This is a genomic window from Roseobacter sp. YIN89 (assembly GCF_057219365.1).
Genome location: NZ_JBXVVD010000001.1, coordinates 319,824 through 343,873 on the forward strand (window position 1 = coordinate 319,824; position 24,050 = coordinate 343,873).

22 protein-coding genes and 1 tRNA gene are annotated in these 24,050 nt (G+C 60.4%); 11 read left to right on the top strand and 12 right to left on the bottom strand.

Going from position 1 to position 24,050, the window contains the following annotated elements; all coding sequences use genetic code 11:
* The first annotated feature begins 26 nt into the window (after positions 1 to 26).
* The gene (locus tag AC2D8V_RS01605) at positions 27 to 1,190 is read left to right on the top strand and encodes a M20 aminoacylase family protein (RefSeq protein ID WP_484731766.1); all 1,164 of its coding nucleotides are present in this window, start codon (positions 27 to 29) and stop codon (positions 1,188 to 1,190) included.
* Here the strand turns inward: AC2D8V_RS01605 and AC2D8V_RS01610 are convergent.
* The 8 genes from AC2D8V_RS01610 to AC2D8V_RS01645 form a co-directional block, all read right to left on the bottom strand.
* Positions 1,187 to 2,059: a dimethyl sulfoxide reductase anchor subunit family protein gene (locus AC2D8V_RS01610; protein WP_484731767.1), complete on the bottom strand. Its 873-nt coding sequence runs from the start codon at positions 2,057 to 2,059 to the stop codon at positions 1,187 to 1,189. The two genes, AC2D8V_RS01605 and AC2D8V_RS01610, sit on opposite strands and share 4 nt — an antisense overlap.
* Positions 2,059 to 2,820, bottom strand: coding sequence for a 4Fe-4S dicluster domain-containing protein (locus tag AC2D8V_RS01615; protein WP_484731768.1), 762 nt, complete (start codon positions 2,818 to 2,820; stop codon positions 2,059 to 2,061). Before AC2D8V_RS01615 ends, AC2D8V_RS01610 begins: the two co-directional genes overlap by 1 nt.
* Before the next feature lie 181 nt (positions 2,821 to 3,001).
* The gene (locus AC2D8V_RS01620; protein WP_484731769.1) at positions 3,002 to 5,818 is read right to left on the bottom strand and encodes a molybdopterin oxidoreductase family protein; all 2,817 of its coding nucleotides are present in this window, start codon (positions 5,816 to 5,818) and stop codon (positions 3,002 to 3,004) included.
* Positions 5,819 to 5,838: 20 nt separating this feature from the next.
* Entirely contained in the window at positions 5,839 to 6,837 is a 999-nt protein-coding gene (pta, locus tag AC2D8V_RS01625; protein WP_484731770.1) for a phosphate acetyltransferase, read from the bottom strand.
* Between the two features lie 45 nt (positions 6,838 to 6,882).
* On the bottom strand, positions 6,883 to 8,661 hold the full coding sequence (xsc, locus tag AC2D8V_RS01630) for a sulfoacetaldehyde acetyltransferase (protein WP_484731771.1): 1,779 nt from the start codon (positions 8,659 to 8,661) through the stop codon (positions 6,883 to 6,885).
* Positions 8,662 to 8,751: 90 nt separating this feature from the next.
* Positions 8,752 to 10,236, bottom strand: a complete 1,485-nt coding sequence (pdxR, locus tag AC2D8V_RS01635; RefSeq protein WP_484731772.1) for a MocR-like pyridoxine biosynthesis transcription factor PdxR — start codon at positions 10,234 to 10,236, stop codon at positions 8,752 to 8,754.
* A gap of 217 nt (positions 10,237 to 10,453) precedes the next feature.
* Positions 10,454 to 11,107 (bottom strand): isochorismatase family protein, encoded by a 654-nt coding sequence (locus AC2D8V_RS01640; RefSeq protein WP_484731773.1) that lies wholly within the window; start codon positions 11,105 to 11,107, stop codon positions 10,454 to 10,456.
* Positions 11,108 to 11,312: 205 nt separating this feature from the next.
* Positions 11,313 to 11,729 (bottom strand): VOC family protein, encoded by a 417-nt coding sequence (locus AC2D8V_RS01645; protein WP_484732640.1) that lies wholly within the window; start codon positions 11,727 to 11,729, stop codon positions 11,313 to 11,315.
* A 195-nt stretch (positions 11,730 to 11,924) separates the two neighbouring features.
* Here AC2D8V_RS01645 and ppk2 point away from each other — a divergent pair, with 195 nt between their 5' ends.
* The 4 genes from ppk2 to AC2D8V_RS01665 are packed head-to-tail and all read left to right on the top strand — an operon-like array spanning position 11,925 to position 14,109.
* Positions 11,925 to 12,824 carry a polyphosphate kinase 2 gene (gene ppk2 / locus AC2D8V_RS01650; RefSeq protein ID WP_484731774.1) on the top strand — a complete coding sequence of 300 codons (900 nt, stop codon included), beginning with the start codon at positions 11,925 to 11,927 and terminating at the stop codon, positions 12,822 to 12,824.
* A 29-nt stretch (positions 12,825 to 12,853) separates the two neighbouring features.
* Entirely contained in the window at positions 12,854 to 13,093 is a 240-nt protein-coding gene (locus tag AC2D8V_RS01655; protein WP_484731775.1) for an HP1242/YdcH family protein, read from the top strand.
* A gap of 57 nt (positions 13,094 to 13,150) precedes the next feature.
* Positions 13,151 to 13,510 carry a nuclear transport factor 2 family protein gene (locus AC2D8V_RS01660; RefSeq protein WP_484731776.1) on the top strand — a complete coding sequence of 120 codons (360 nt, stop codon included), beginning with the start codon at positions 13,151 to 13,153 and terminating at the stop codon, positions 13,508 to 13,510.
* Positions 13,507 to 14,109 carry a GNAT family N-acetyltransferase gene (locus AC2D8V_RS01665; protein WP_484731777.1) on the top strand — a complete coding sequence of 201 codons (603 nt, stop codon included), beginning with the start codon at positions 13,507 to 13,509 and terminating at the stop codon, positions 14,107 to 14,109. The genes AC2D8V_RS01660 and AC2D8V_RS01665 overlap by 4 nt, the downstream gene beginning before the upstream one ends.
* 71 nt (positions 14,110 to 14,180) lie before the next feature.
* On the opposite strand, the gene AC2D8V_RS01670 is transcribed toward AC2D8V_RS01665, so the two are convergent.
* Together AC2D8V_RS01670 and AC2D8V_RS01675 are read right to left on the bottom strand one after the other, a co-directional pair.
* Entirely contained in the window at positions 14,181 to 14,435 is a 255-nt protein-coding gene (locus tag AC2D8V_RS01670; RefSeq protein WP_484731778.1) for a glycine zipper 2TM domain-containing protein, read from the bottom strand.
* Between the two features lie 444 nt (positions 14,436 to 14,879).
* Positions 14,880 to 16,274 (bottom strand): aminotransferase family protein, encoded by a 1,395-nt coding sequence (locus AC2D8V_RS01675; RefSeq protein WP_484731779.1) that lies wholly within the window; start codon positions 16,272 to 16,274, stop codon positions 14,880 to 14,882.
* A gap of 267 nt (positions 16,275 to 16,541) precedes the next feature.
* On the opposite strand from AC2D8V_RS01675, the gene AC2D8V_RS01680 reads away from it, so the two are divergent.
* From AC2D8V_RS01680 to AC2D8V_RS01705, 6 genes are all read left to right on the top strand, one after another.
* On the top strand, positions 16,542 to 17,831 hold the full coding sequence (locus AC2D8V_RS01680) for an NAD(P)/FAD-dependent oxidoreductase (RefSeq protein ID WP_484731780.1): 1,290 nt from the start codon (positions 16,542 to 16,544) through the stop codon (positions 17,829 to 17,831).
* 344 nt (positions 17,832 to 18,175) lie between these two features.
* Entirely contained in the window at positions 18,176 to 19,177 is a 1,002-nt protein-coding gene (locus tag AC2D8V_RS01685; RefSeq protein ID WP_484731781.1) for a taurine ABC transporter substrate-binding protein, read from the top strand.
* A gap of 104 nt (positions 19,178 to 19,281) precedes the next feature.
* Positions 19,282 to 20,088, top strand: a complete 807-nt coding sequence (locus AC2D8V_RS01690; protein WP_484731782.1) for a taurine ABC transporter ATP-binding protein — start codon at positions 19,282 to 19,284, stop codon at positions 20,086 to 20,088.
* Between the two features lie 5 nt (positions 20,089 to 20,093).
* Positions 20,094 to 21,359 (top strand): ABC transporter permease, encoded by a 1,266-nt coding sequence (locus tag AC2D8V_RS01695; RefSeq protein ID WP_484732641.1) that lies wholly within the window; start codon positions 20,094 to 20,096, stop codon positions 21,357 to 21,359.
* Between the two features lie 135 nt (positions 21,360 to 21,494).
* Entirely contained in the window at positions 21,495 to 22,364 is an 870-nt protein-coding gene (gene yddG, locus AC2D8V_RS01700; protein WP_484731783.1) for an aromatic amino acid exporter YddG, read from the top strand.
* Positions 22,365 to 22,435: 71 nt separating this feature from the next.
* Entirely contained in the window at positions 22,436 to 23,374 is a 939-nt protein-coding gene (locus AC2D8V_RS01705; protein ID WP_484732642.1) for an aminotransferase class IV, read from the top strand.
* Positions 23,375 to 23,551: 177 nt separating this feature from the next.
* Here the strand turns inward: AC2D8V_RS01705 and AC2D8V_RS01710 are convergent.
* Positions 23,552 to 23,627, bottom strand: a tRNA-Ala gene (locus AC2D8V_RS01710).
* A gap of 75 nt (positions 23,628 to 23,702) precedes the next feature.
* Entirely contained in the window at positions 23,703 to 24,029 is a 327-nt protein-coding gene (locus tag AC2D8V_RS01715) for a TIGR02300 family protein (protein ID WP_484731784.1), read from the bottom strand.
* Positions 24,030 to 24,050: the final 21 nt, after the last annotated feature.

A 24,050-nucleotide genomic window follows, 5' to 3' on the forward strand; every position in this document is an offset into this window, starting at 1 on the left:
AGCGTATCTGACCGGAGCCTGCCGCCATGAATATCCTTCCAACGATCGCCGAAAGCCACAAAGAGCTGACAGACCTCTTTCGCGACTTTCATTCTCATCCTGAACTGGGGTTTGAGGAAAAGCGAACAAGCAGCATCGTCGCGCAGAAGCTGCGTGACTTTGGCGTTGACGAGGTTCATGAGGGCATTGCAGGTACCGGTGTCGTGGGCATTGTACGCGGCAAGGGGCAGGGCAACCGGCGGGTAGGCTTGCGCGCGGATATGGACGCGCTGCCCATCGTCGAAGCCAGTGGCGTGCCACATGCATCGCGTACAGAGGGTGTGATGCATGCTTGCGGCCATGACGGGCACACGACGATGTTGCTGGGTGCGGCGAAACACCTTGCGGCTCACCGGGCTTTCGATGGCACTGCTGTCTTGATTTTCCAACCGGCGGAAGAAGGGCTGGGCGGTGCGCTGGGAATGATCGCTGACAAGCTGTTCGAACGCTTTCCGTGTGACGAGATCTACGGCATGCACAACTACCCCAACGGACGCCCGGGAAAGTTTGGTATCTGTAAGGGGCCAGCGCTGGCCGGTGCTGCCTTTTTCGACATCAACATCAAGGGCGCGGGCGCTCATGCGGCGCACCCTGATGAAGGCAAAGACGCGCTGATGATCGGGGCGAGCCTTGCAACCGAGATGAACACCATCCTTGCGCGTAATGTACCGCCGCAAGAGACCTGTGTCCTGTCGATCACGCAGCTTCATTCTGGTGCGGCCTACAACGTGGTGCCTGAAACCGCGTCGCTGGCAGGCACGATCCGCTATTTTAATGATGACATCTACGCGCTGGCAGCCCGCAGGATGCAGGCGCTCTGCGACGGGGTTGCCTTGGCCCACGACGTGGAAGTGCGGCTTGACCTGCGCCGTGTTTTCGACGTGCTGGTCAACGATGCGGAACTGTCTGATGCTTATCTCGAGGCTGCCGCGGATATCGTCGGCGAACAGAATGTGTCGGATGCCGAACCGCCGACCACAGGCTCGGAGGACTTTGCCGATATGCTGCGTATTGTGCCCGGTGCATATTGCGCTCTTGGCCACAGCGGGACATTGCCTTTGCACAATCCCGGCTTTGTACTGGGCGAAGAGATACTGCCGGTCGGTGCGTCCATCATGGCGCGTGTGGTCGAGCGCCGCCTGCCGCTTTAGCGCTTGCCGTAGTACAGCCCGACAACGTGCTCGGCTTCGGCAAAGAACAACCAACGCGCTGTCAGTACCCCTGCCACATGACAGGCGACGGCGAGCAACGCGATGAAGTGCGAAAAGGGCAGCATCAGCAGGATCACCGGCAGCACGACCATCAGGATCAGTGAGATCACGCGCAGCTTTGTGGCGTGCTTGCGCCCGATGACGTGGACGAATTCGCGCAGCAGGTAATTGGTGCCCGTATGCGGCGGCTCAAACGCGCGGACGTCTCCACGCGTGCCCAAACCGGTTGCTGTCGCCAGTGTTGTCCCTGATGTTTCAAAGGCCTTGTCGCCCATCATCCATGTGGCCAGTTGCACGAAACCGGCTGCAAGCAGCAGGAATATGGCCATCATCACCTGACCTGCCAGCAAAGCGCCGCCGGCAATGGAGAAGACCAGAAACTTCAGCGGGGTCAGCGGAATGTTCCAGCGTGGAATGGTCTTGAGCTGGGTGTAAATCATCGATGTGGTGAACACCGTGGCCAGCGACGCCAGAGCGCCGATGACACCAAGCAGGGACCAGCGGGCGCCGAAGAATACCAGACCCGCGCCGTAAAGGCCCATGACGATCAGGGCGACAACAGCGCACCATGCCTCGCGGCTCAGCCAGCTGGACCGCCATTGCGTGAAGGCCTTGATCGCGCGTTCGGGACGCCCGAGGTGAAACGTGGAGGCGAGTAATCCGCCCACGGCCATGACGTAGGCGATTGCGAAAAATGCAAACGCCATCCAGCCGGTGACCTGTGGCTGGCCAAGGCCGAGCCAGAACAGGAGGCCGAACCCCAAGCCGCTGAAAGTCGTGAAAAAAATGACGGAAGGCGCGGGGTGCATCAGAGTTTCTCCAGCGTTTTGTCAAGCCAGCCGAGAAAGCCTTTTGGCTCTTCGGCAACAGGTGCGAGGAAGGGGGCGAGTACGTCAAATTCCTCTTCGGTTCTGGCCAGTGTGTCCTTGGGGCGCGGGGGCAGGTACTTGTTGACCGGCTTGGTGCCCTGCTCTGGCATCAGATCGATTCCGCCACGTTCGGCCACCAGTTGGCTGACGTCGCTGTCCGGGTCTGCCAGATCGCCGAAGTGACGCGCGCCGGCCGGGCATGTCCGCACGCAGGCGGGTTGCCGGTCTTCTTCGGGCAGGTTTTCGTTGTAGATGCGGTCGACACAGAGTGTGCATTTCTTCATCACGCCTTCGGCCTGATCAAGTTCGCGCGCTCCGTAAGGGCAAGCCCAGGCGCACAGGCCACAGCCGATGCAGTCGGATTCGTTCACCAGAACGATCCCGTCTTCGGTCCGCTTGTAGCTCGCACCGGTCGGGCAGACGGTAACGCAGGGCGCGTCTTCGCAGTGCAGGCAGGACTTCGGAAAGTGGATCAACTGGGCTGCCGCATCTTCCTTGGGCTGGACCTCGTAAGAGTGCACCCGGTTGAGGAATGTGCCGCTGTTGTCAGCCCCGTAGGCGTTCTGATCGCTGAGGGGCGCGCCGTAGTTTTCGGTGTTCCAGCCTTTGCAGGAGATAACGCAGGCATGGCAGCCGACACAGGTATCAAGATCGATGACAAGGCCGAGTTTGCGGTCGGTATGGGTCGGGAGAGTGGTCATGCCGTGGCCTCATTTTTCGGGGTCTGTGGCGTATCGGTTCCGGGTCGGTAAAACGTCGGTATCACGTCGGTGTGCAGCGACCGGTAGATTATGATGCTGTTAGGGGGCTCTGCCCCCGCGCGCGGGGCGCGCTCCCCCGGAGTTTTTCGGGCAAAGTGAAAGAGCGGGGCGCAAACACAGGTCATTTGCCCACCTTCCAGATGAGGTCTTTGGGGCCTGTGCCGACGGGGGATTTGATCGCATCAAAACCGGGTCTGGATTCCGCAGGGGGTGGTGCCGCTTTTTCCACGCGGACCTTGAGATCGAACCAAGCGGCCTGTCCGGTGATCGGATCGGAGTTGGACCAGCGCAACCCGTCGCCCTTGGGCGGCAACAACTCGTGGATAAGGTGGTTGAGCAGGAAGCCGCGTGTGGCTTCGGGGGCGTTCTCTTCGAGTGCCCATGCGCCTTTACGCTTGCCAATGGCGTTCCACGTCCAGACCGTGTTTTCATTCAGAGCGGCCATTTCCAGCACCGGCACGGTAATCTCGCCGTGTGGCGAGGTGACCCGTGCCCAGTCGCCATCCTGCAGGTCATTTTCCCGCATCAGCTTGGTGGGCAGGTAGAGCGGGTTGTGTCCGTGCAACTGCCGCAGCCACGCGTTTTGAGACCCCCATGAGTGATACATCGCCATGGGCCGTTGCGTCAGGGCGGTTACCGGAAACGCGTCTGCCCGGTTTTCTTCTTCGCAGGAGTACCAGATCGGCAGCGGCTGCATATTGGCCTTGATCCGGTCGCGCAGGTGATCCGGCGGCTGGCGGTCTCCGTGGCCTTCGGCGGCAAGCTGGAACCGGCGCATCGGTTCGCAGTAGAGCGAGAAGAGGTAGGGTTGCGGCGCATCATAGAGCCCCATGCCGACGGCCCAGTCCTGATACGCTGAATTCCACGGTTTGTAGTAGGTCGCCTCTGCCGGAATATGTTCGACAAAAAAGCCGCCGTTTTCGATGTAGCGGTCGAGCTGGTTGGGGTTGACCTCGCCGCGGCCTGCCTTGTCGCCGTTTTCGCCGCGGAACCCTGCGAGCGGGCCGATCCCCGGCTTGCGCTGGTGGTTGACGATATAATCGCCGTAGTCGGCGTATTTCTGGCTGCCGTCTTCATTCACGAAACCGGGCAGCCCCAGTTTGGCACCCAAGGTGCAGAGCATCGACTGAAAGCCGATGACATCGCGGTCAGGCGCGATGACCGGCCAGCGGATTGCGTCTGCGGCGGCGTCTGCCTCGCAGATCGGGCGGTCGAGCAGGGAAATGCAGTCGTGCCGTTCCAGATAGGTCGTGTCGGGCAGGATCAGATCGGCATAGGCGACCATCTCGGAGCTGTAGGCGTCGGAGTAGATGATCTTGGGAATGACGTATTCACCGCTGTCGTCCTTGTCGGTCAGCATATCGATCACGCCGCGCGTATTCATCGACGAATTCCACGACATGTTGGCCATATACATGAAGAGCACGTCGATCTTGTAGGGATCGCCTGCATAGGCGTTTGAAATCACCATGTGCATGAGGCCGTGGCTCGACATCGGGTTTTCCCATGTAAACGCCTTGTCGATGCGTGCAGGTGACCCGTCTGCTTTCAGCGCCAGATCGTCGGGGCCGTGAACGAAACCCAGATGCGGGCCGTCAAGCGGACCATCGGGCGTGACCTTGCAGTGCGGCTTGGGGTGCGCTGTGGCGGGTTTCGGATAGGGCGGTTTGAAGCGGAAGCCGCCCGGTACCTCGACCGTGCCGAGGATGATCTGCAGGGTGTGCAGCGCGCGGCAGGTCTGGAAGCCGTTGGCGTGCGCTGAAATCCCGCGCATGGCGTGGAAGGACACCGGCCGTCCGATCATCTTGTCGTGGGTCTCGCCGCGGAAATCGGTCCAGGGCCGGTCAAGCTCGAACGCCTCGTCAAAGGCCACCCGCGCCAGTTCAGCGGCGATGGCGCGGATCCGCGCGGCGGGGATGCCGCAGCGGTCGGCAACCTTTTCGGGCGCGTATTGGTCGTCGAGATACATCTCGATCATCTGGTGAAAGACAGGGCGGTGGGTCTGGCCGTCTTTGTCGTAGGTGGCAGACAGATCGGGGCGCACGCCGGGCTGATCGAAAGGCGTGGGTTGCCCCGTCTTGCGGTCGATGACCAGTTCTTTGCCGTTGGCGTCGCGCATCAAGAGGCCGTGGTCGGCCCTGCCGGGGTTGTTGATCACCAGCACCGGGGCGTTGGTGTATCGGGCCAGATAATTGAGATCCATTTTACCCGCCTTCATCAGGCAGTGGATCATCGACAGGATAAACAGGCCGTCGGTGCCGGGCGTGATGCCGACCCAGTCGTCAGCCACGGCGTTATAGCCGGTGCGGATCGGGTTGACGCCGATGACGCGCGCGCCGCGTTTCTTGATCTTGCCGAGCCCCATCTTGATCGGGTTGCTGTCGTGGTCTTCGGCCACGCCGAAGAGCATGAAGAGTTTGGTATGATCCCAATCCGGCTGACCGAATTCCCAGAACGCGCCGCCCATCGTGTAGATGCCAGCGGCGGCCATGTTGACCGAGCAGAAGCCGCCGTGTGCGGCATAGTTCGGTGTGCCAAAGCCCTGCGCCCAGAAGGAGGTGAAGGACTGCGACTGGTCGCGCCCTGTAAAGAACGCCAGCTTTTCGGGGTTTTTCTTGCGGACGGGTGCGAGCCATTCGGTCGCGAGATCGAGCGCTTCATCCCACGAGATTTCCTCGAACTCGCCGGAGCCGCGCGGACCCACGCGTTTCAGCGGGGCACGCAGGCGCGAGGGCGCGTTGACCTGCATGATGCCCGCCGAGCCTTTGGCGCAGAGCACGCCCTGATTGACCGGGTGGTCACGGTTGCCTTCGATATAGGCGACCTTGCCGTCTTTCATGTGCACGTTGATGCCGCAGCGGCAGGCGCACATATAGCAGGTCGTCTTGCGGACCTCGTCGGAGACCTTGGGGCTCAGATCAATCTTGGGCTGGTTCATGACGACGGGGCTCCTAACGGTTAGGGGGCGGCTTGCAGAGTTGTGATGGCGATCATGTTCGTGACGTCCCGGGCCACGCAACCGCGCGACAGGTCGTTGGCGGGTTTGGCGAGGCCCTGCAGAACGGGGCCAATTGCCTCGGCGCCGCCGATCCGCTGGGCGATCTTGTAGCCGATGTTTCCGGCGTCGAGATTGGGAAAGATCATCACGTTGGCGTGGCCCGCAACAGCAGAGCCTTTGGCCTTGGTGCTGGCGACCTCGGGAACGAAGGCCGCATCGAACTGCAACTCGCCATCGGCCTGCAGGCCGGGGTGTTTTTCACGCAGGATCGCGAGCGCGTCGGTAACCTTGGTGACGCGGGCGTGACGTGCGCTGCCCATGGTCGAAAAGGACAGCAGCGCGACCTTGGGGTCGGTATTGAGAAGTTGCCGGCAGGAGGCGGCAGAGGCGACGGCGATGGCGGCGAGCTCTTCCGACGTGGGGTCGATCACGAGGCCGCAATCGCCGAAGATCATTGCATCGCGGCCTGACGGGTGGCCTTCGGGCAGCGCCATGAGAAAGAAGCTGGACACAAGCGGGGCGTCTTGCGCCTTGCCGATTACCTGCAGCGCGGCACGAACCGTGTCGGACGTGGTGGCGACCGCACCGCCGACGGTGCCGTCTGCGAGGCCGCGCCGCACCATGAGTGCCGCAAAGACGAGCGGGTTGCGGGCTTGTGTCTCGGCCACTTCGGCCGACAGGCCCTTGTGCTTGCGCAGGTCGTGAAAAAGACCCGCCAGTTCCGCCGTCAGATCAGAGGTTTCGGGGTCCTGAATGGTGATCGCGGGATTGTTTGGCGCGCCTGCGGCAACAAGGGCTGCGGCGACGTCATCCTCCGGACCCACGAGTGTTATGCGCGCGATGCCCGCTTTGACCGCAGCGACGGACCCCTCGACGATGCGGGGATCCGTGCCTTCGCTCATCACGATATGGGCAGGCCGGGCGCTTGCGCGGGTCTTGAGATCGCGCAGAACGCTCATGGCCTGTTCCCTGGCTTTTATGCGGTCTGGTCCTGACACTCAGGATCAGACGGCTTGTGGACGCATGTCTTCCTTGCTGATGCCAGCAACTTCGACAGGTTTCTTCATGGCGTCGCGGCGGAACGGATCGCCCAGTTCCTGGTTGATCATTGCTTCGATCAGCGTTGTGACGCCGTTTTCCATCTGGTCCTTGATCGCCTGGTTCAGCGCGTCGGTCAGCTCGTCTTGTGTGCGGGCAACAACGCCTTTCAGGCCGCAGGCCTGTGCGATGCCGGCATAAGAGACTTCTTCGTCCAGTTCGGTCCCGACGAAGTTGTCGTCAAACCACAGGGTCGAGTTGCGCTTTTCGGCGCCCCACTGGTAGTTGCGGAAGACGATCTGGGTGATGGCCGGCCAGTCGCCGCGGCCAATCGCTGTCAGTTCGTTCACCGCGATACCGAATGCACCGTCACCGGCAAAGCCGACAACCGGAACGTCCGGTTGACCGATTTTGGCGCCGACGATGGCAGGAAGGCCGTAGCCGCAGGGGCCAAAGAGGCCCGGTGCCAGATACTTGCGACCTTCTTCAAACGCAGGGTATGCGTTCCCGATGGCGCAGTTGTTCCCGATGTCGGAGGAGATGATCGCCTCTACGGGCAGTGCGGATTGGATCGCACGCCATGCCATGCGCGGGCTCATCCAGTCAGGCTTGGCAGCGCGGGCACGCACGTTCCAGTCGGTGCCGGGATCGTCCTGTTCGTGCGTCAGCGATGTCAGTTCTTGCGCCCATGCGGATTTGGTCTGGGCGATCTTGGCCTTGCGCTCGGCGCGGCCAGCATCACCTGCGTCATCTGCAAGCTGGGAGATGATGCCGTTGGCGACCTTGGCCGCGTCGCCGACGATGCCTACGGTTACCTTCTTGGTGAGGCCGATGCGGTCTGGGTTAATGTCGACCTGAATGATCTTTGCATCTGCTGGCCAGTATTCGATGCCGTAGCCGGGCAGTGTCGAGAACGGGTTCAGCCGCGTTCCAAGGCACAAAACAACGTCCGCGTCCTTGATTAGTTGCATGCCCGCCTTGGAGCCGTTGTAGCCCAGCGGCCCGGCAAAAAGCGGGTGGTTGCCGGGGAAGGCGTCATTGTGCTGGTAGCCCACACAGACGGGTGCGTCGAGACGCTCTGCCAGCGCCTTGGATGCCTCGATGCCGCCCTTGGAGAGCACGACACCCGCGCCATTCAGGATCACCGGATTTTTGGCCGCAGACAAAAGTTCGGCTGCTTTGGCCACGGAGCCTTCACCGCCCGGGGACGCCTCGAACTCGATTGGCTCGGGGATTTCCACGTCGATGATCTGTGTCCACATGTCGCGCGGAATGTTCAGCTGCGCCGGACCGGACAGGCGCTTTGCCTTGGCGATGACACGCGCCAGTACCTCGGCCACACGCGACGGATCGCGGACTTCTTCCTGATAGGCCACCATGTCTTCAAAGAGCTTCATCTGCTCGACTTCCTGGAAGCCGCCCTGACCGATGGTCTTGTTTGCGGCCTGTGGTGTCACGAGCAGCAGGGGCGTGTGGTTCCAGTAGGCGGTTTTGACCGCTGTGACGAAATTGGTGATGCCGGGGCCGTTTTGCGCGATCATCATGCACACTTCGCCGGTCGCGCGGGTGTAGCCATCTGCCATCATGCCGGCAGACCCTTCGTGCGCGCAGTCCCAGAATTTGATCCCCGCGTCAGGGAAGATATCCGAGATCGGCATCATGGCTGACCCAATGATACCAAACGCATGGCGGATGCCGTGCGATTGCAGAGTTTTTACGAAGGCTTCTTCGGTGGTCATCTTCATGTCGGGTGCTCCTTTGGGGCTAAAAATTTCGCGCGAATCTCGGCTTGGCGTGAAAGTAGTGTATGCGCTTACATTGTGTTAGGGCCAATATCAACTTCGGGATAAGGCCACTTTGGTCATTGCCTCTATTTCCTGCGCAACGATGGCCACGCCCTGTGCCACGCGGGAGGCGGGAATGGAGGAATAGGCCAGACGGTAAAAGTTGCGCGGGCGGGCTGGCCCGGCGAAAAACGAGTGGCCCGGTTCGATCAGCACGCCGCGTGCCCGCAGGCGACGGGCCAGTTCTTCGGTGTCCACGGCCTCGGGCGCGCGCATCCAGAAAGACGAGCCGCCATAGGCCCCGCGCCCGGCAATTTGCAGCCCGTGTTCCGTAATCGCGCGGGTCATCACCTCGCGGCGCTCGTGCAGGGCAGAGCCCATCCGCCGGATCAGCGCATCGTGGTGGCCAAGCGACAGAAAGTAGGCGGCGGTGCGCTGGACGTGACCCGGCGGGTGCCGTAAGACAGACGCCCGCAACGCGCGCGCCTCGCGGATGAACGGCTCGGACCCGACCAGATAGCCCAGCCGCAGGCCGGGAAACAGCGACTTGGAAAAGCTGCCCACATAGATGACCCGGCCATCGGCATCGAGGCTTTTGAGCGCGGGCGAGGGGCTTTTGAGAAAGGACATCTCGAATTCGTAGTCATCCTCGACGATCAGGGCATCCATCTCGCTGGCGCGCTCAAGCAGTTCGTGCCGCCGGTTCATCGGCATTGTGCCGGTCGTCGGACACTGGTGGCTGGGGGTTGTAAAGATGACATCCGTGTCGGGCGGAATGGCGTCGGGCGGCATGCCGTCTGCGTCCACGCGCACAGGTGTCACGTGACAGCGTGACTGCGACAGGATGTCTCTGAGGGCATGATAACAAGGGTCTTCGAGCGCGGCGCGCCGGCGCTGGGTCAACAGGACCTGCGTTGTGAGCCAAAGCGCGTTCTGTGCGCCCAGCGTGATCAGGATCTGTTCGGGTCGCGCGGCGATCCCCCGACGGGGCAGCGTGTGGCGGGCGATAAATTCGATCAGTTGCGGATCGTCCTGATCGTAGTAATCCGTGGTCAGTGCGGTGAAGTCCTTTTGCCCCAGCGCCTTGATCGCGCAGAGGCGCCAGTTGGCGTGATCAAAGAGTTCGGGGTCTGCCTGGCCATAGATGAACGGAAAGCGGTAACCGCCCCAGTCGGGGGGTTTGCGCACGGTGTCGCCTCCCGAAAACCGCTGGCCGATCGCGCGGGTCCAGTCTACGGCGTCTTCGGTAACTGCGCCGGGTGAGAAGTCTGGCGGCACCGGCGCATTTTCAGAGACGTAGTAGCCGGAACGCCCCTGAGATGTCAGGTAGTCGTTGGCCAGAAGTTCGGTGTAGGCGATGGTCACTGTGATCCTGCTGACGCCGAGATGTTTTGCCAGGCGGCGGGTGGAGGGCAGTTTTTCGCCGCGCTGGAACCGGCCTGACAAGATGCCCTGCGCGATCATCTGCTGGATCTGCGATTGCAGCGTGCCCTGAGCGTCAGGGTGCAGAAAGAAGGTTTCTACCGGTAGTGCCATGCCAAGATCATATACTGGACTTAGATTGCTGGCAAACTGGTACTATAGCCTGTGGAAAATCCCATCATCTCCCCCGCGATGGCACTCAAATAATTGAAAAATTTATCGATTACTGAAACTATTAGTATCAATAAATGACACTTTTGCAAGTGCCTTGGTGTGTGACAGCGGATGTCGCGTACCTTGTGACCCCAATACGCTGAAAGCGCGCATCTGTTCAGGCGGTACGGGCTTCTGGCTTGGCGCTGGTGGGTTCGTTGCCCTGCGCACGGCTCAGCACCGTCGAGGCGCCGGACAGAAGCGAGATCAGCTGGTCCGTCGTCAGGGCGGTGCAGAACTCGCCGTGCATGGCGGCAACAGAGAGATCGTGAACGAGCTGCGGGTCATGGTCCACGCCATTGAGGTCCACGCGATTGCAGGTCGCGCAGGCATCATGCGCAAGGTAGACGTCAAAGCCCATGTTTCCGGCCATCCTTACCGAGGTTTCGACGCAGAAGTTGGTGAAGTATCCCGCCACCACAAGCCGGGTGATCCCTGCGCGGCGCAGATGCAGTTCCATGGGGGTGCCGATAAAGGCCGAGTTGACACTTTTCTGGACAGCGATGTCGTCGGGCGCGATGTCGAGCCCTTCGAGCTGTGCTCCGGTGGGAAGCGCCAGCTTGAGCGGGCTGTCAGGCTCGATGCTGTCGTGTTGGGTAAAGGCGATCTGACGGCCCGCCGCGCGGAAGGCGTTAAGCAGGCTGGAGAGCTTTGCATGGCATTCGGGGTTGTTCATGCGCCCGGTCGGGCCGCCCCAGTGCGCAAAATCATGAACGCCCTTTTGTACGTCTATCAGCAACAGTGCTGTTTCCGGCCCAAATTTCTCGATCATGTGACATGCCCTCGGACTACACTGGCTTTATCGTTAGCGCGGTCAGGTTGCTTGGGCAACACGGGAGAGTTGCCTGTAGTGCGTGGCCTGCGCCCCGGTTGAATTGGTGAAAACGGCGGTGCCGTTGTATCGGGTGCTGTTCGCGGCACAGCGCGGATTGATCAGGCACGCGCATACATCTGCCAACGCGCGCCTGTCGCGTCGATCAGTCGTCGCGACCGGGGTCGTCCGGGTTGCTGGAAAAAATCGCGATCTTGTTGCCGTCGGGGTCGCGCAGATAGCAGACATAAAACTGTGCGCCGTATGCGGCGCGAAAGCCCGGCGCGCCTTCATTCCTGCCGCCCGCGGCGAGAGCAGCCGCGTGCAGGTCGCGTACCTGCTGTTGGTGTGCCGCCTGAAACGCCACCATACTGCCATTGCCAGCATGTGCCTGTTCACCGTTATACGGGGATTTGACGTAGAAATCCGGCGCTGCGACGGGCGTGTCGGCGGGGGCAGGCAAGATATAGCTGAGATCGCCGTGATACCGCTCCAGCGCATACCCCAATGCAGGCAGAAACGCGCAGTAGAACCGTTCGGCGCGCTGGGTGTCGTTGGTACCTACCGTAACGTAAGCAATCATCTTCTGTGCCCTTTCCGGCGTTGCGGCTGCTGTCTCGTAGGCCAAGGTGCCGGGCGGATCAACCTGCTGCCAATTTGGCCGCGGTGCACCAGCACGGGAAAACATCGCTGCTGTGCGGCAAGTTTGACATAGGTCAGAGACAACGGCGCACAGAGTGTACATCCTGCATCCGAAACACCAAGGAAAGGACGCGCCATGAAAGATATTGTTCAGGATCGCCCGAAAACCGCAACCAAATCTGCCGCGCCAGCACGGAAAGTTACCGCGCCGGAGAAAGTCCCGTACCCCTATTCGGAAAAGCTGGATCGCAACACCTACGAGGCAGAAAAGGCGGCGCTTCAGGTCGAATTGCTAAAAGTACAGCTCTGGGTGCAGGAGACCGGTCAGAAAGTTGTCATGCTTTTCGAGGGTCGCGATGCCGCAGGCAAGGGCGGGACGATCAAGCGGTTTACTGAGCATCTCAATCCTCGGGCCGCGCGTGTTGTCGCGCTGAACAAGCCATCCGAAGCCGAGCGCGGGCAGTGGTTCTTTCAGCGCTACATTGACCATCTTCCCACAGCAGGGGAAATCGTTTTGTACGACCGCAGCTGGTACAACCGCGCGGGTGTCGAGCGGGTCATGAACTTTTGCGAGCCTGACGAGTATCTGGAATTCATGCGCCAGACCCCGGAGTTGGAGCGGATGCTGACGCGTTCGGGCATCAAACTCTTCAAATACTGGTTCTCGGTCACCCGTGACGAGCAGCACGCGCGGTTCAAATCCCGCGAAACCGATCCTCTGAAACGTTGGAAGCTGTCGCCGATTGACCGGGCAAGTCTTGATAAGTGGGACGATTATACCGAAGCCAAAGAAGCGATGTTCTTTTACACCGATACGGCGGATGCGCCGTGGACGGTGATCCGGTCGAACGACAAAAAGCGCGCGCGGTTGGCCTGCATGCGGCACTTTTTGTCCCACTTTGACTATCCGGACAAGGATCTGAGCGTGGCGACGCCGCCTGATCCGCTGATTCTTGGATCGGCAAACCACATCGTCAACGCGTCTGAACATATTCTTGCAGCCTCGCTGCATCCCAAAGCCCGTCGGGGCAGCTAATATTCTCGACATGAAAGGAGAGAGAGACGATGTCTCATGTACCGCACGAACTGATCGAGGAATTTCCGCATATGCAGGAGGAGATCAGCCTGCTGAAGAGTCAGGATGCGCATTTCGCGCGTTTGTTCGAGGAGTATCATCGGGTCAATCGTGCCATTCACCGTGCGGAGACCAACGTGGAGCCCACAGATGATTTTCACATGATCCAGATGCGCAAGGAACGGATGCATCTGAAAGACGAGATTGCCGCCTGTCTCGCTTTGGCGTGACAATCCACGGCGGCACAAAGTAGCATCGGGTCGAATGGACCGATAATGGGGGGAGCCATGGAGCCCGATGCTGCTTTGCAAGACTATTGTTTGGCGTGGAGTACGGCCGATGATGATGCGCGTGCCGCGCTTCTGGCGCGGGTCTGGGCCGATGATGGTGTCTACTCCGACCCGAGCGCCCAAGTGCGGGGCCGCGCAGCGTTGCATGCGCATATCGGCGGGATGCATGCAAAGATGCCCGGCACCCGAATTGTGCTGAGCACGCAAGTCAGCCAGCATCACGGGTATCTCTATTTCGGGTGGCAGATGATCACCGCTGACGGTGACGTGCGCATAGACGGGGTTGATTTCGCGCAGGTCGATGAAAACGGTCGCATTGCGCAGATCGTCGGCTTTTTCGGCCCGCCCGGCGCATGACCCTGACATACCCAAGCTATGCCGCGCTGCTTTATAGCGCGCTGCGGCCCGATCCGTTTTACCGCACATTGGAAGCGGCCTTTCCCGAGCGTGAGGCTGCGCGTGATGCCATGCTGCGCTATTATGATCTGTCGATTGCCGAGGCGGTTGTCTGGGGGCATTTGGGAATGGCCGAGGGCACCGAAGGTATCTCGGTGTGGTCTGTCCCGCTGGATGCAGAGCAATCGCGGCAAAAGGCCGAGGCAAAGCGCACGGCGCTGGTCGCCGCGATGGGGACGGCTTGCGCGCAGACCTTTGCCGCGATCGAAGAGAACATGGCCCGGCACGAAGCGGCCATGGACCTGTCAGATCATTGGTATCTGTCGATCCTTGCGGTGGCGCCGGATCAGCAGGGGCGCGGCAAGGGGGCGTCTTTGCTTGAGCCCGTCCTTGCCCAAGCGGACAAAGCTGGCGTTTCGAGCTATCTGACCACCTTTACGCCGCGCAACATCAGCTTTTACAGGCGGATGGGCTATCGTGACATGGGCGGTTTTGCGGAACCCATCACCCAGTCGGATTTTCATATTCTCGTCAGGCCGCCGGCGGGCGAGCCGCTGTAGGGCGCTCGCGGTCCAGAAACGGGCCCCGCGTGCGATTACGCGCCGGCTCGTATCGCCCGGCGTTTACGCTGTCAGTAGCCCTCGGGGCAGGGCGCGTTGAAACGGGATCCGTCGGAGCGTTCCCACACGCAACTGCGGCGCGCGCCGGTTTGCGCGTTGGCCCCGACTACAGCGCCAATGGCAGTGCCGATGATTGCGCCTTCGCGGTCGCCAACGGCAGCACCAATCAGCCCGCCTGCGGCAGCGCCCGCGATGGTTTCCTGTTCCTTCGTTTCGCATGCGGCCAGCGCCAGCACGGCACAGAGGCTTAGGGTCAATTTTCTCACGGCGTTATCTCCTGTGTGTTTCTTGCAAACGAGCGAAACGCGCGGCGGTTCCCTGTCCGGCTTTACATACCTACCACAGGCGCGCGGATACAGCCCAAACGCCTGTCTGCGTATGCCGCGCCGAACGGCTTTCCATTCAGGCTCGCAAGCAACGATTATATTCTACCGCGAAACTGCGGCGGAAAAACCGTTTATGTCTGCAAGGCAGCTATGCGCCGGTTCCGGTCTGATGTTGGTGCCCTGCGCTGGGCGGGAGTGCCTTCTTGGCGCTGCCTGTCGGCTCAAAAAGGATGCGTGACCTGTCAGTCATCTGGGTCGAGGTCCCCTGCCGCCCCGCGCCACAAGGGAAGTGAAAACCAGCGTCGCACCGCAGTGGCGGGTGGTTACCCACAAAAAAGGCCCCGCCTTGAAGGCGAGGCCGATTGTGTGTCGCGATCCGGGGTATCAGTCGAAAACACGCCCCAGCGCGCCATCCACGGCAGAGACGATCTGGTCGATGTCGTCTTTCGTGGCAATCAGCGCAGGCGAGAAACACAGCGTGTTGTTCTTGCTCGGGATCGACCGGTTGGTCGCGCCGATGATAACCGCCTGCGCCATGCAGTCCTTGACCACAGCCTGCACCTTGGCTTCTTCCATGGGTTCGCGCGTCTCGCGGTCTGCGACAAGCTCGGCACCAAGGAAAAGGCCCTTGCCGCGCACGTCGCCGATTACCGCGTGTTTGTCCTGCAGAGCCCGCAGTTGGTCGAGCATATAATCGCCCATCGCCGTTGTGTTTTCCAGCAGCCCCTCGTCTTCGATGATCCGCATGTTCTCCAGTGCCGCCGCCGGACCTGCCGTGCAGCCGCCAAAGGTCGAGATATCGCGGAAATAGTTGAGGTGATCCGAGGTATCATCCTTGAACATGTTAAAGACTTCGTTGGTGGTGGCAAGGCAGGAGATCGCTGCATAGCCGGACGCAACGCCCTTGGCCATCGACACCATGTCTGGCTGGATGCCGTAGTGCTGATAGCCAAACCACGTACCGGTACGGCCCACGCCACACACAACCTCGTCGATGTGCAACAGGATGTCGTACTTTTTGCAGATTTCCTGAACACGCGGCCAGTATCCTTCCGGCGCCTCGATCACACCGCCGCCGGCTGTCACCGGCTCTAGGCACAGGGCGCCCACGGTATCAGGGCCTTCGCGCAGGATGACCTCTTCGATCTGGTTTGCAGCCCATTCGCCGTAGTTCTGATCCGGCGCGCCTTCCTGCTCGTGCTTGCGGTATTCAAGGCAGTGCGGAACTTTCACAAAACCCGGCGCGAAGGGGCCGTATTGTGCGTTGCGCTCGTCCTGCCCGCCGGCGGACATCGTCGCCAGCGTAGAGCCGTGGTAGTCACGGTCGCGGTACAGGATCTTGTACTTTTTGCCCCCATAGCGCTTGTGCGCGATCTGGCGGACCAGCTTGAAGGCTTTTTCATTCGCTTCAGAGCCTGAGTTTGCGTAGTAGACGCGATCCAGTCCCGGCATTTTTTCGATCAAACGCTCGGCAAACATTGCACCGGGGATCGTGCCCACGGTGCCGCCAAAGAAGTTCATCTTGACGATGGCGTCGCGCACGGCATCGCCCATGCTTTCGCGGCCGTAGCCGACGTTGACTGTCCAGACACCGCCGGAGACCGCGTCGATGTGCTCGACGCCCTTTTGATCCCAGACGCGCAGGCCTTTGCCCTCGATGATGATCTTGGGGTCCGCGCCGGTGAAAAATGGCTGGTGCTGGATCAGATGGTGCCAGACGTTTGCGCGGTCGGCTTCGACGACGCGCGACAGGTCGTTTTCATTGAAATTGCCGTCCATGGATCAGACCTTTCATAAAGTGCGGGAACGTACAGAGAATCGGAGCGCGGCGCGTTCCGAATTTACGCCAGAATGACTGATTTTTAGGCGCATTAAATAGGGCCAGAATTGACCCAAGCATAGGGCCAAAATGTCAGGCAGGAGAAGGCCTGGTAGCAAAAACTTCGGTATTTCCGCGGTTTTTTGATCTATCATGCACAAAGGGGCATTAAAATCGCCCATCAATTCTACATTGACGGATCGCGCAACGGCGATCCTAGTGGCGTCATGCAGATACCAGATGCATTTTGGCGGGTGACCGCCCCGGAAGCCGCACCGGCGGTCACGCTGGAGGGCGACCTGAGCGTTGACGTGGCGGTTGTCGGCGCGGGATTTACCGGATTGCGCGCAGCGCTGCAACTGGCTGAAGCGGGCGTTCAGGTCGCAGTGTTTGAGGCCGGTGATGTCGGTTTCGGTGCATCCGGGCGCAATGGCGGACAGGTCAACCCGATGCTGCCGGTGGCCCAACCCGATGATCTGCACAAGGCAGTGGGCACGCGCTATTTCGAGCGGATGAGCCACACCGCGCTTGGTTCTGCAGATGCTTTGTTCGCCTTCATCCGTGCCTACCAGATCGAGTGTGAAGCACGGCAAAAGGGCTGGATACGGGTTGATCACTGCGCCGCGGCGCGCGATGTCGCACGGCGCAACGCCAAGCTGTGGAACGATCACGGCGCCGGTTTCGAGTTTCTGGAGCGCGAGGATGTGCAGCGTCTGACCGGTGCGCGGGGCTATGCGACTGGCACTTTGTCCGCGCGGGGCGGTGCTGTGCAACCCATGGCGCTGGTGCGCGGTATGGACAGGGTGGCGCGCGCGGCGGGCGCGCAGGTGTTCAGCTTTTCACCAGTCAGTGACATGGCACGCCGCGACGGACGCTGGCACTTGCAGGTGAAGGGTCATCGGGTCGACGCCGAAAAGGTTGTTGTTGCCACCAACGGATACTCTGACGGTCTGGTGTCGGGGCTGAAACGCTCGGTCCTGCCGCTGATGTCGTCGCAGATGGCGACGGGTGTTCTCAACGAAGAGCAGATCGGCCCCATCCTGCCGGAGGGGCACACGATCTCCGACACGCGGCGTCTGATCATGTATGCGCGGCGCGAACCCGGCGGGCAGATGCTGTTTGGCGGGATCGGATTTCGCAGGCCGTTGGGCGGCATGGGCGGATTTGGCTGGATTCTCAAAGACGCGCCCGAGACCTTTCCCAGCCTGAAAGGTGCGACATGGAAGCATTTTTGGGGCGGTCACATCGCATTGACCGAAGACAGGGTGCCGCATCTGCACGAGCCGGCGCCCGGTGTGGTGGCCGGGCTGGGGTACAACGGGCGTGGTGTGGCGATGAGCCAGATTATGGGGCAGGTGCTTGCGCAGCGGACACTGGGAACACCCCTTGAAGATCTGCCCTTTCCGGTGACCGAAATCCCGACCTATGCGTTCCGGCTGCCGCAGGTTCTGGGGGCAGGTCTGGCCATGGCCGTTCTGAGGATGCGGGATCAGGTTGAATGGCGGCGGGCGGATTGATGTTAAACTGGACTCATCGGCCATCCAGAAGTGGTCCTTTCCCGGCGCGCCGCATTGCCACCAGTATGTCGCGCGTCGCAACTTCGCGCCGGAGCAGTCTACAGTCCTTTCAGACAATACCTGCACTTATGCGTTCGGTTGCCACCTAGAGGTGCATTGCAGTGAATTTATTTTCATCAAACCGTCATGAAACACCAAGCTGTCTCAATAATGCGCTTGCAGGGTCTTGGAAACTGACATCTGATGGGGGTGTGTACAACACAAGAAGCCGGAGTTTGTCCGGACGCGTTAGCAAAACAAACCGGTTCCAAATGTGCCGGTCAATGATCAACGGGAGAACATCAATGATCAAAAAGACAACATGTGCCCTTGTTGCGGGTGCGGTGATGGCGCTGGGTGCGCACTCCGCCTCTGCGGATGGCCACGGCGAAATCACAGTCGCTTACTTCCTTGAATGGCCCATGCCTGCACTGGCAGCCAAGGCCTCTGGTGCCTATGACGAAGCGCTCGGCATGAAGGTAAACTGGGTTTCCTTCGAAACCGGTGTTGCGATGTCGGCGGCGATGGCGTCCGGTGACGTGCAGATCGCCCTGTCGCAAGGTCTGCCACCCTTTGTGGTCGCCACATCCGGTGGTCAGGACCTTCAACTGGTAGACGTGGCTGTGAGCTACGCCGAAAACCAGGGTTGCGCGGTTCACCAGGACCTCGAAATCGACAAGGATTCCGCTGGCGAACTGGCGGGCAAGAAAGTTGCTGTACCACTGGGTACCGCGGCGCACTACAGCTTCATCCGTCAGATGGACCACTTCAACGTGCCACTCGACAGCCTGCAAATCGTCGATATGCCTCCGCCAGAAGGCGCGAACGCGCTGGCACAGAAAGCAGTTGACTTTGCATGTGGCTACGGCGGCGGCTGGGCGCGTATGCAGGAAGTCGGTGACGTTCTGCTGACCGGCCCTGAAAAGCAGGAAATCGGCATCCTCGTCTTTGACGTCACTTCTGTGCCTGCTGCATTTGCAGCCGAAAACGGCGACATTCTGTCGAAGTTCCTCAAGGTAACTGCGGATGCAAACGCCGAGTGGAACGCAAACTCGAGCGATGAAATGCTGGCAGTTATCGCGGAACAGTCCGGTATGGATCTGGAAGCTGCGCGCAGCGCGATTGGAACCATGTCGTTCCCATCCATCGAAGACCAGCTCTCCGGAGCATGGCTCGGCGGTACAGCGGCGCCCTTCATGAAGGGTGTGGCGGACGTCTTCGTCGAAGCAGGGTCCATCGACTCGGCGCTCGACAGCTATGAGGGTGCGCTGAACACAGCCCCTCTCGAAGCTGCGGGCAACATGTAAAAGCCTAGGTTGGCGCGGGGCGATCTGCTCCGCGCCAATTCGATTACAAGCGGCGCATATTGCCAAGCCCGCTCATTTTGTCTGACTGACCGCGAGGGAACCAGATGTCAGGACTATCCCTAGAAAATATTTCGATGCGCTTTGATTTGCCGAACGGCTCGCATGTGCAAGCTTTGGAGAACGTGTCGCTCGACCTCAAACCGGGCGAGTTGATGAGCGTTCTGGGCCCATCCGGCTGCGGCAAGACCACCCTGTTGAACATCGTTGCCGGTTTTCTGGCGCAGACCAGCGGAACGCTGACACTGAACGGCCACGAGATCACCGGACCTGACGCCGAACGCGGTATGGTGTTTCAGAAAGGCGCGCTCTTTGAATGGATGTCGGTACGCGACAATGTGGGCTTTGGTCCGTCTATGAAAGGCATGCCGAACAAGGAAAAGGCAGAGATCGTCGATCACCTGCTGGATGTGGTCGGGTTGCAGGATTTCAAGGAAAAGGCAGTCTATGAATTGTCAGGCGGGATGCAGCAGCGCGTGGCCCTTGCCCGTTGCCTTGCCAATGATCCTGATGTGATCCTGATGGACGAACCCTTGGGCGCGCTGGATGCGCTGACCCGTGAGAAAATGCAAAGCCTTGTGCTCAAGCTTTGGAAAGAGACCGGAAAGACGATCATCCTGATCACACACTCGGTCGAAGAGGCACTTTTGCTGGGCGAGCGGTTGATTGTGATGGCTCCGCGGCCCGGACGCATCCACAAGGAATACCGGCTGCCTTTTGCAGAACTGGGTGTGGGCGCTGATCTCAGAGAGGTCAAGAAACACGCAGAATTTGGCCCGAGGCGCGAAGAAATTCTCGGTATGATCTGGGATATGGAAGAAGAAATCATGGGCCGGACGGAGAACGCATCATGACTGGTTTGTTCGTTCTTTTCATTTACGTCGGTGTCTTTGTCGCATCGTATTTCATTGTCACCAAAGTGGTCCAGCAGGCAACGGCCAAGGATTTTACCTCTCTCAAGACGGTTACCTTCGGGGATGAAAGCGCTGTGCGCCCCAACCGGATGGCGGGCATTCTGTCTATTCTGACCATTTTCCTGATCTGGGGAATGTTCACGGGATCAAGCCTGTTGCCGGGCTTTTTGCACGTGCCGGGCCCCTTCGTGGGTGAGATGAAATTCACCTACACCGCCGAAGCGGACGGTCAGCGCGACGATGCCGAGGTGACTGTTCTGGTGTATCCGCGCGATCAGGAAGTTGAGGCGCCCGAAGTGGCGCCGGGTGACGGCTTTGCCAAGAATGATACCACAACCATCGCCCAGTGGCGCACCGGACTTGTGCGCGTCGACGGCAATGACGAGATTAGCAAGAAGGATGGCGCCGAAGTCGTGGCCATCAACGGGCAGCCGATTGCGCGAGGCGAAACCGTAAACATCGAAAACGGTACGGTGACCCTGTCTGACAAGGGGACACCCAACGTCGCGCCCTATCGTGGCTGGCAGATGGAGCCACTGTATCTGCCACCGCCAGAGCAGGTCTGGACCCGTACGATCAACGTCTTGCAGGAAGGTTTCCGCAGCTTCACCCTGTGGGAGCATCTGGGCTATTCGCTGTTCCGCGTTGTTGCGGGCTTTCTCATCGGTGCGCTTGTGGGCATACCGCTGGGCTATGCCATGGGGCTGAGTGACTGGTTCCGCGGGTGGTTTGACCCGATCGTCGAATTCATGCGACCCGTACCGCCGCTGGCGTTGATCCCGCTGGTGATCATCTGGTTCGGGATCGGTGAAACCGGCAAGGTCATACTGCTGTTCCTTGCGGCCCTGTGGATCATGGCGATTGCCGCGCGTTCGGGCGTTTCCGGTGTGAATATTTCCAAGGTTCATGCGGCATATTCGCTGGGCGCCAGCAAGTGGCAGATCATGCGTTATGTCATCATGCCAAACTCGTTACCCGAGATATTTACCGGAGCACGGGTTGCCATGGGGGTCTGCTGGGGCACCGTTGTGGCCGCAGAACTGGTCGCCGCCGAACAGGGTGCCGGTATGATGATCATGGTCGCCTCGCGGTTCCAGAACACTGACATCGTTATCCTTGGTATCATCCTCATTGGTGTGATCGGTTTTGGCATCGACATGCTGATGCGCTGGGCCGAGAGGTTACTCGTGCCGTGGAAGGGCAAAAGCTGATTTGCGCAATTCGGGCGTAGACGAAAGGGGCCTCCCGGGGCCCCTTTCTTTTGCTGGCAGGGTGTGGTTACTGACACCGAAAACCGGACCAGCGCACAGGTGTTACGTACCGGTCAGGCAAGTACAGGTCGGAAGATGAGACAACAGCGCGCTACGGCGCTTGGGTTCGGAGCGGTGCTTTTGTGGTCGTTGCTGGCCGTTCTGACCGTCATGACAGCGCCGATCCCGCCGTTTCAGCTGACGGCGATGTCTTTTGCCATCGGTGGCTTGCTGGGTCTGGTCTGGATCGCGGTAACCGGTGATCTGGGCGCGCTTCGAAAGATCAGCTGGAAGATTTACCTCTTTGGCACTGCCGGTCTGTTCGGATACCACTTTTTCTATTTTTCGGCACTGCGGCTTGCGCCGCCTGCCGAGGCCGGGCTCATCGCGTATCTTTGGCCGCTGCTCATCGTTTTGTTTTCCGGGCTTTTACCGGGCGAGCGCTTGCGTCGCGGGCACGTTGCGGGCGCGGTCACTGGCTTTGCCGGCGCGGGGCTCTTGGTTGCGGGGGGCGCTGGCGCCAGCCTCGGCCTTGACGCACCTTTGGGCTACGCTCTGGCGATTTTGTGTGCGCTGACGTGGTCCGGATACTCGGTGATTTCGCGACGGCTGGGCAGCACCCCGACCTCAAGCATTTCGGTCTTTTGTCTGGCCACGGCCGGCTTGTCGGCGCTGGCGCATCTGGCCTTTGAAACACCCGTCTGGCCTGACGACCCGGTCACGTGGCTGGCGGTCGTGGGGCTGGGCGCAGGCCCTGTGGGGCTGGCCTTTTTCATCTGGGATATCGGGGTCAAGCGCGGCGATATCCAGTTGCTGGGGGTGGCGTCCTATGCCGCGCCGGTACTTTCAACCTTTGTCCTCGTGGCGGTCGGTATCGCGCCGATGACATGGGTTTTGCTGTTCTCCAGCGTGTTGATCACCTTTGGCGCGTGGCTGGCGGCCCGTGCAAGCCGGACGTCTGGGTGAACTAGGGGCTTGCCGCCGTCGGGGCAAACTGCTTGGCTCTCGGTCATCCGCCAAACAATACCGAGGCTGCCGTGACGACCGAAACACACACAACCCATGACGCAACCGAAGACGCGCGCAACCGCGACATCAAGATTTACGTCAACGGCGAGATCGTGCACCGCGACGACGCAAAGGTTTCCGTCTACGACAGCGGCTTCATGCTGGGCGACGGAATGTGGGAGGGCATGCGGCTATATGATGGCGTGTGGTCTTTTTTCGATGCGCATATGGACCGCTTCTTTGACAGCTGCAAAGCGGTGTCTCTGGAGGTCGGGATGGACAGGCAGGGAATCCGCGAGGCGCTGAACAAGACGGCCAAGGCCAATGGCATGACGACCGATGTGCACTGCCGCTTGATGTTGACCCGCGGTATCAAGGACAAGCCCTTTCAGCACCCGCAGCTAAGCCGGTCCGGGCCGACGCTGGTGATCATCATGGAACATTCAAAGCCTGCGCAATCGCTCCAGCAGCGTGGTATCCGTCTGGCCACCGTGCCCCAGGTTCGCGGGCTGCCCATGTCGCAGGACGCCAAATTCAACAGCCACTCAAAACTGAACTGCGTCATCGCCTGTTTGCAGGCAGAGCAGGCCGGTGCCGACGAGGGGTTGATGCTTGATCCGCACGGGTTTGTGAACACCACGAATGCCTGCAACTTTTTCATCGTGCGCCGCGGCGAGGTTTGGACCTCGACCGGAGATTACTGCATGAACGGGGTCACCCGCCAGAAGGTGATCGACATTTGCCGTGCCGAGGGCATCCCGGTTTTTGAAAAGAACTACTCGCTCTACGAAGCCTACGGCGCCGAAGAGGCCTTTCTCACCGGAACCTTTGGCGCCCAGACACCGGTGGCAGAAATTGATGGAAAGCCCATCGGCACGGGCGCGCGTCCGGTCACAGAACACATTCGCACCGTGTACAAACGCTGGATCGCCGAAGATATCGCGCGCAACCGCGATCATTGGGTGTGATTAGAAGCCAACGCCTCCCAATGTATTCCGGTGGCAGCAGGCGAGCAGCTTTCGCGCGGCCGCGACTTGATGTGGTTCAGGGGGGTGTCCGGTGCCGGGATGTCCGGCGCGCCCGATGCACGGCTGGCACACCGACGGCGCGGTTCGCGCATGCGCGATTTGTCACAATGTGGGGAATGGTGGAGCCTAGCGGGATCGAACCGCTGACCTCCTGCATGCCATGCAGGCGCTCTCCCAGCTGAGCTAAGGCCCCGTAGTGCCGCTCAATAGCGGCGTGGCGTGGCGGGATCAAGAGCAAAAAGCATCCCCCGCCGCGCTACGGTTCAGATCAGGATTCGTCGTCCTCTGACGCGACGTCGGCGATCTCTTCCAGCGGCACGCTGTCCTCGTCGTCGTCATCGTCGTCGAGCAGATCATCACCCAGATCCACATCCACGTCTTCTTCGTCTTCCAGAACGGCATCTTCGTCGACATCTGCCTTGGCCTTGGTGGCAGAGGCATCCGCGGCGTCCGCCGCAATCATGCGCGACTTTGACAGGTCAATTTCGACCACTTCGCCGGTATAGGGGCTGATGATCGGATCGGCATTAAGATCGTAAAAGCGCTTGCCGGTCGTTGGGCAGACGCGCTTCGTACCCCATTCTTCCTTGGGCATGGAAATCCCCTTTGCATGTGT

Excerpts from the sequence above, each read along its gene's own strand:
- pdxR (WP_484731772.1), bottom strand. The coding sequence starts at position 10,236 with ATGGCACTACCGGTAGAAACCTTCTTTCTGCACCCTGACGCTCAGGGC.
- AC2D8V_RS01605 (WP_484731766.1), top strand. The coding sequence starts at position 27 with ATGAATATCCTTCCAACGATCGCCGAAAGCCACAAAGAGCTGACAGAC.
- AC2D8V_RS01615 (WP_484731768.1), bottom strand. The coding sequence starts at position 2,820 with ATGACCACTCTCCCGACCCATACCGACCGCAAACTCGGCCTTGTCATC.
- AC2D8V_RS01660 (WP_484731776.1), top strand. The coding sequence starts at position 13,151 with ATGGAGCCCGATGCTGCTTTGCAAGACTATTGTTTGGCGTGGAGTACG.
- AC2D8V_RS01715 (WP_484731784.1), bottom strand. The coding sequence starts at position 24,029 with ATGCCCAAGGAAGAATGGGGTACGAAGCGCGTCTGCCCAACGACCGGC.
- AC2D8V_RS01665 (WP_484731777.1), top strand. The coding sequence starts at position 13,507 with ATGACCCTGACATACCCAAGCTATGCCGCGCTGCTTTATAGCGCGCTG.
- AC2D8V_RS01655 (WP_484731775.1), top strand. The coding sequence starts at position 12,854 with ATGTCTCATGTACCGCACGAACTGATCGAGGAATTTCCGCATATGCAG.
- AC2D8V_RS01685 (WP_484731781.1), top strand. The coding sequence starts at position 18,176 with ATGATCAAAAAGACAACATGTGCCCTTGTTGCGGGTGCGGTGATGGCG.
- AC2D8V_RS01680 (WP_484731780.1), top strand. The coding sequence starts at position 16,542 with ATGCAGATACCAGATGCATTTTGGCGGGTGACCGCCCCGGAAGCCGCA.
- AC2D8V_RS01620 (WP_484731769.1), bottom strand. The coding sequence starts at position 5,818 with ATGAACCAGCCCAAGATTGATCTGAGCCCCAAGGTCTCCGACGAGGTC.
- AC2D8V_RS01645 (WP_484732640.1), bottom strand. The coding sequence starts at position 11,729 with ATGATTGCTTACGTTACGGTAGGTACCAACGACACCCAGCGCGCCGAA.
- xsc (WP_484731771.1), bottom strand. The coding sequence starts at position 8,661 with ATGAAGATGACCACCGAAGAAGCCTTCGTAAAAACTCTGCAATCGCAC.
- AC2D8V_RS01610 (WP_484731767.1), bottom strand. The coding sequence starts at position 2,059 with ATGCACCCCGCGCCTTCCGTCATTTTTTTCACGACTTTCAGCGGCTTG.
- AC2D8V_RS01690 (WP_484731782.1), top strand. The coding sequence starts at position 19,282 with ATGTCAGGACTATCCCTAGAAAATATTTCGATGCGCTTTGATTTGCCG.
- AC2D8V_RS01640 (WP_484731773.1), bottom strand. The coding sequence starts at position 11,107 with ATGATCGAGAAATTTGGGCCGGAAACAGCACTGTTGCTGATAGACGTA.
- yddG (WP_484731783.1), top strand. The coding sequence starts at position 21,495 with ATGAGACAACAGCGCGCTACGGCGCTTGGGTTCGGAGCGGTGCTTTTG.
- AC2D8V_RS01675 (WP_484731779.1), bottom strand. The coding sequence starts at position 16,274 with ATGGACGGCAATTTCAATGAAAACGACCTGTCGCGCGTCGTCGAAGCC.
- pta (WP_484731770.1), bottom strand. The coding sequence starts at position 6,837 with ATGAGCGTTCTGCGCGATCTCAAGACCCGCGCAAGCGCCCGGCCTGCC.
- ppk2 (WP_484731774.1), top strand. The coding sequence starts at position 11,925 with ATGAAAGATATTGTTCAGGATCGCCCGAAAACCGCAACCAAATCTGCC.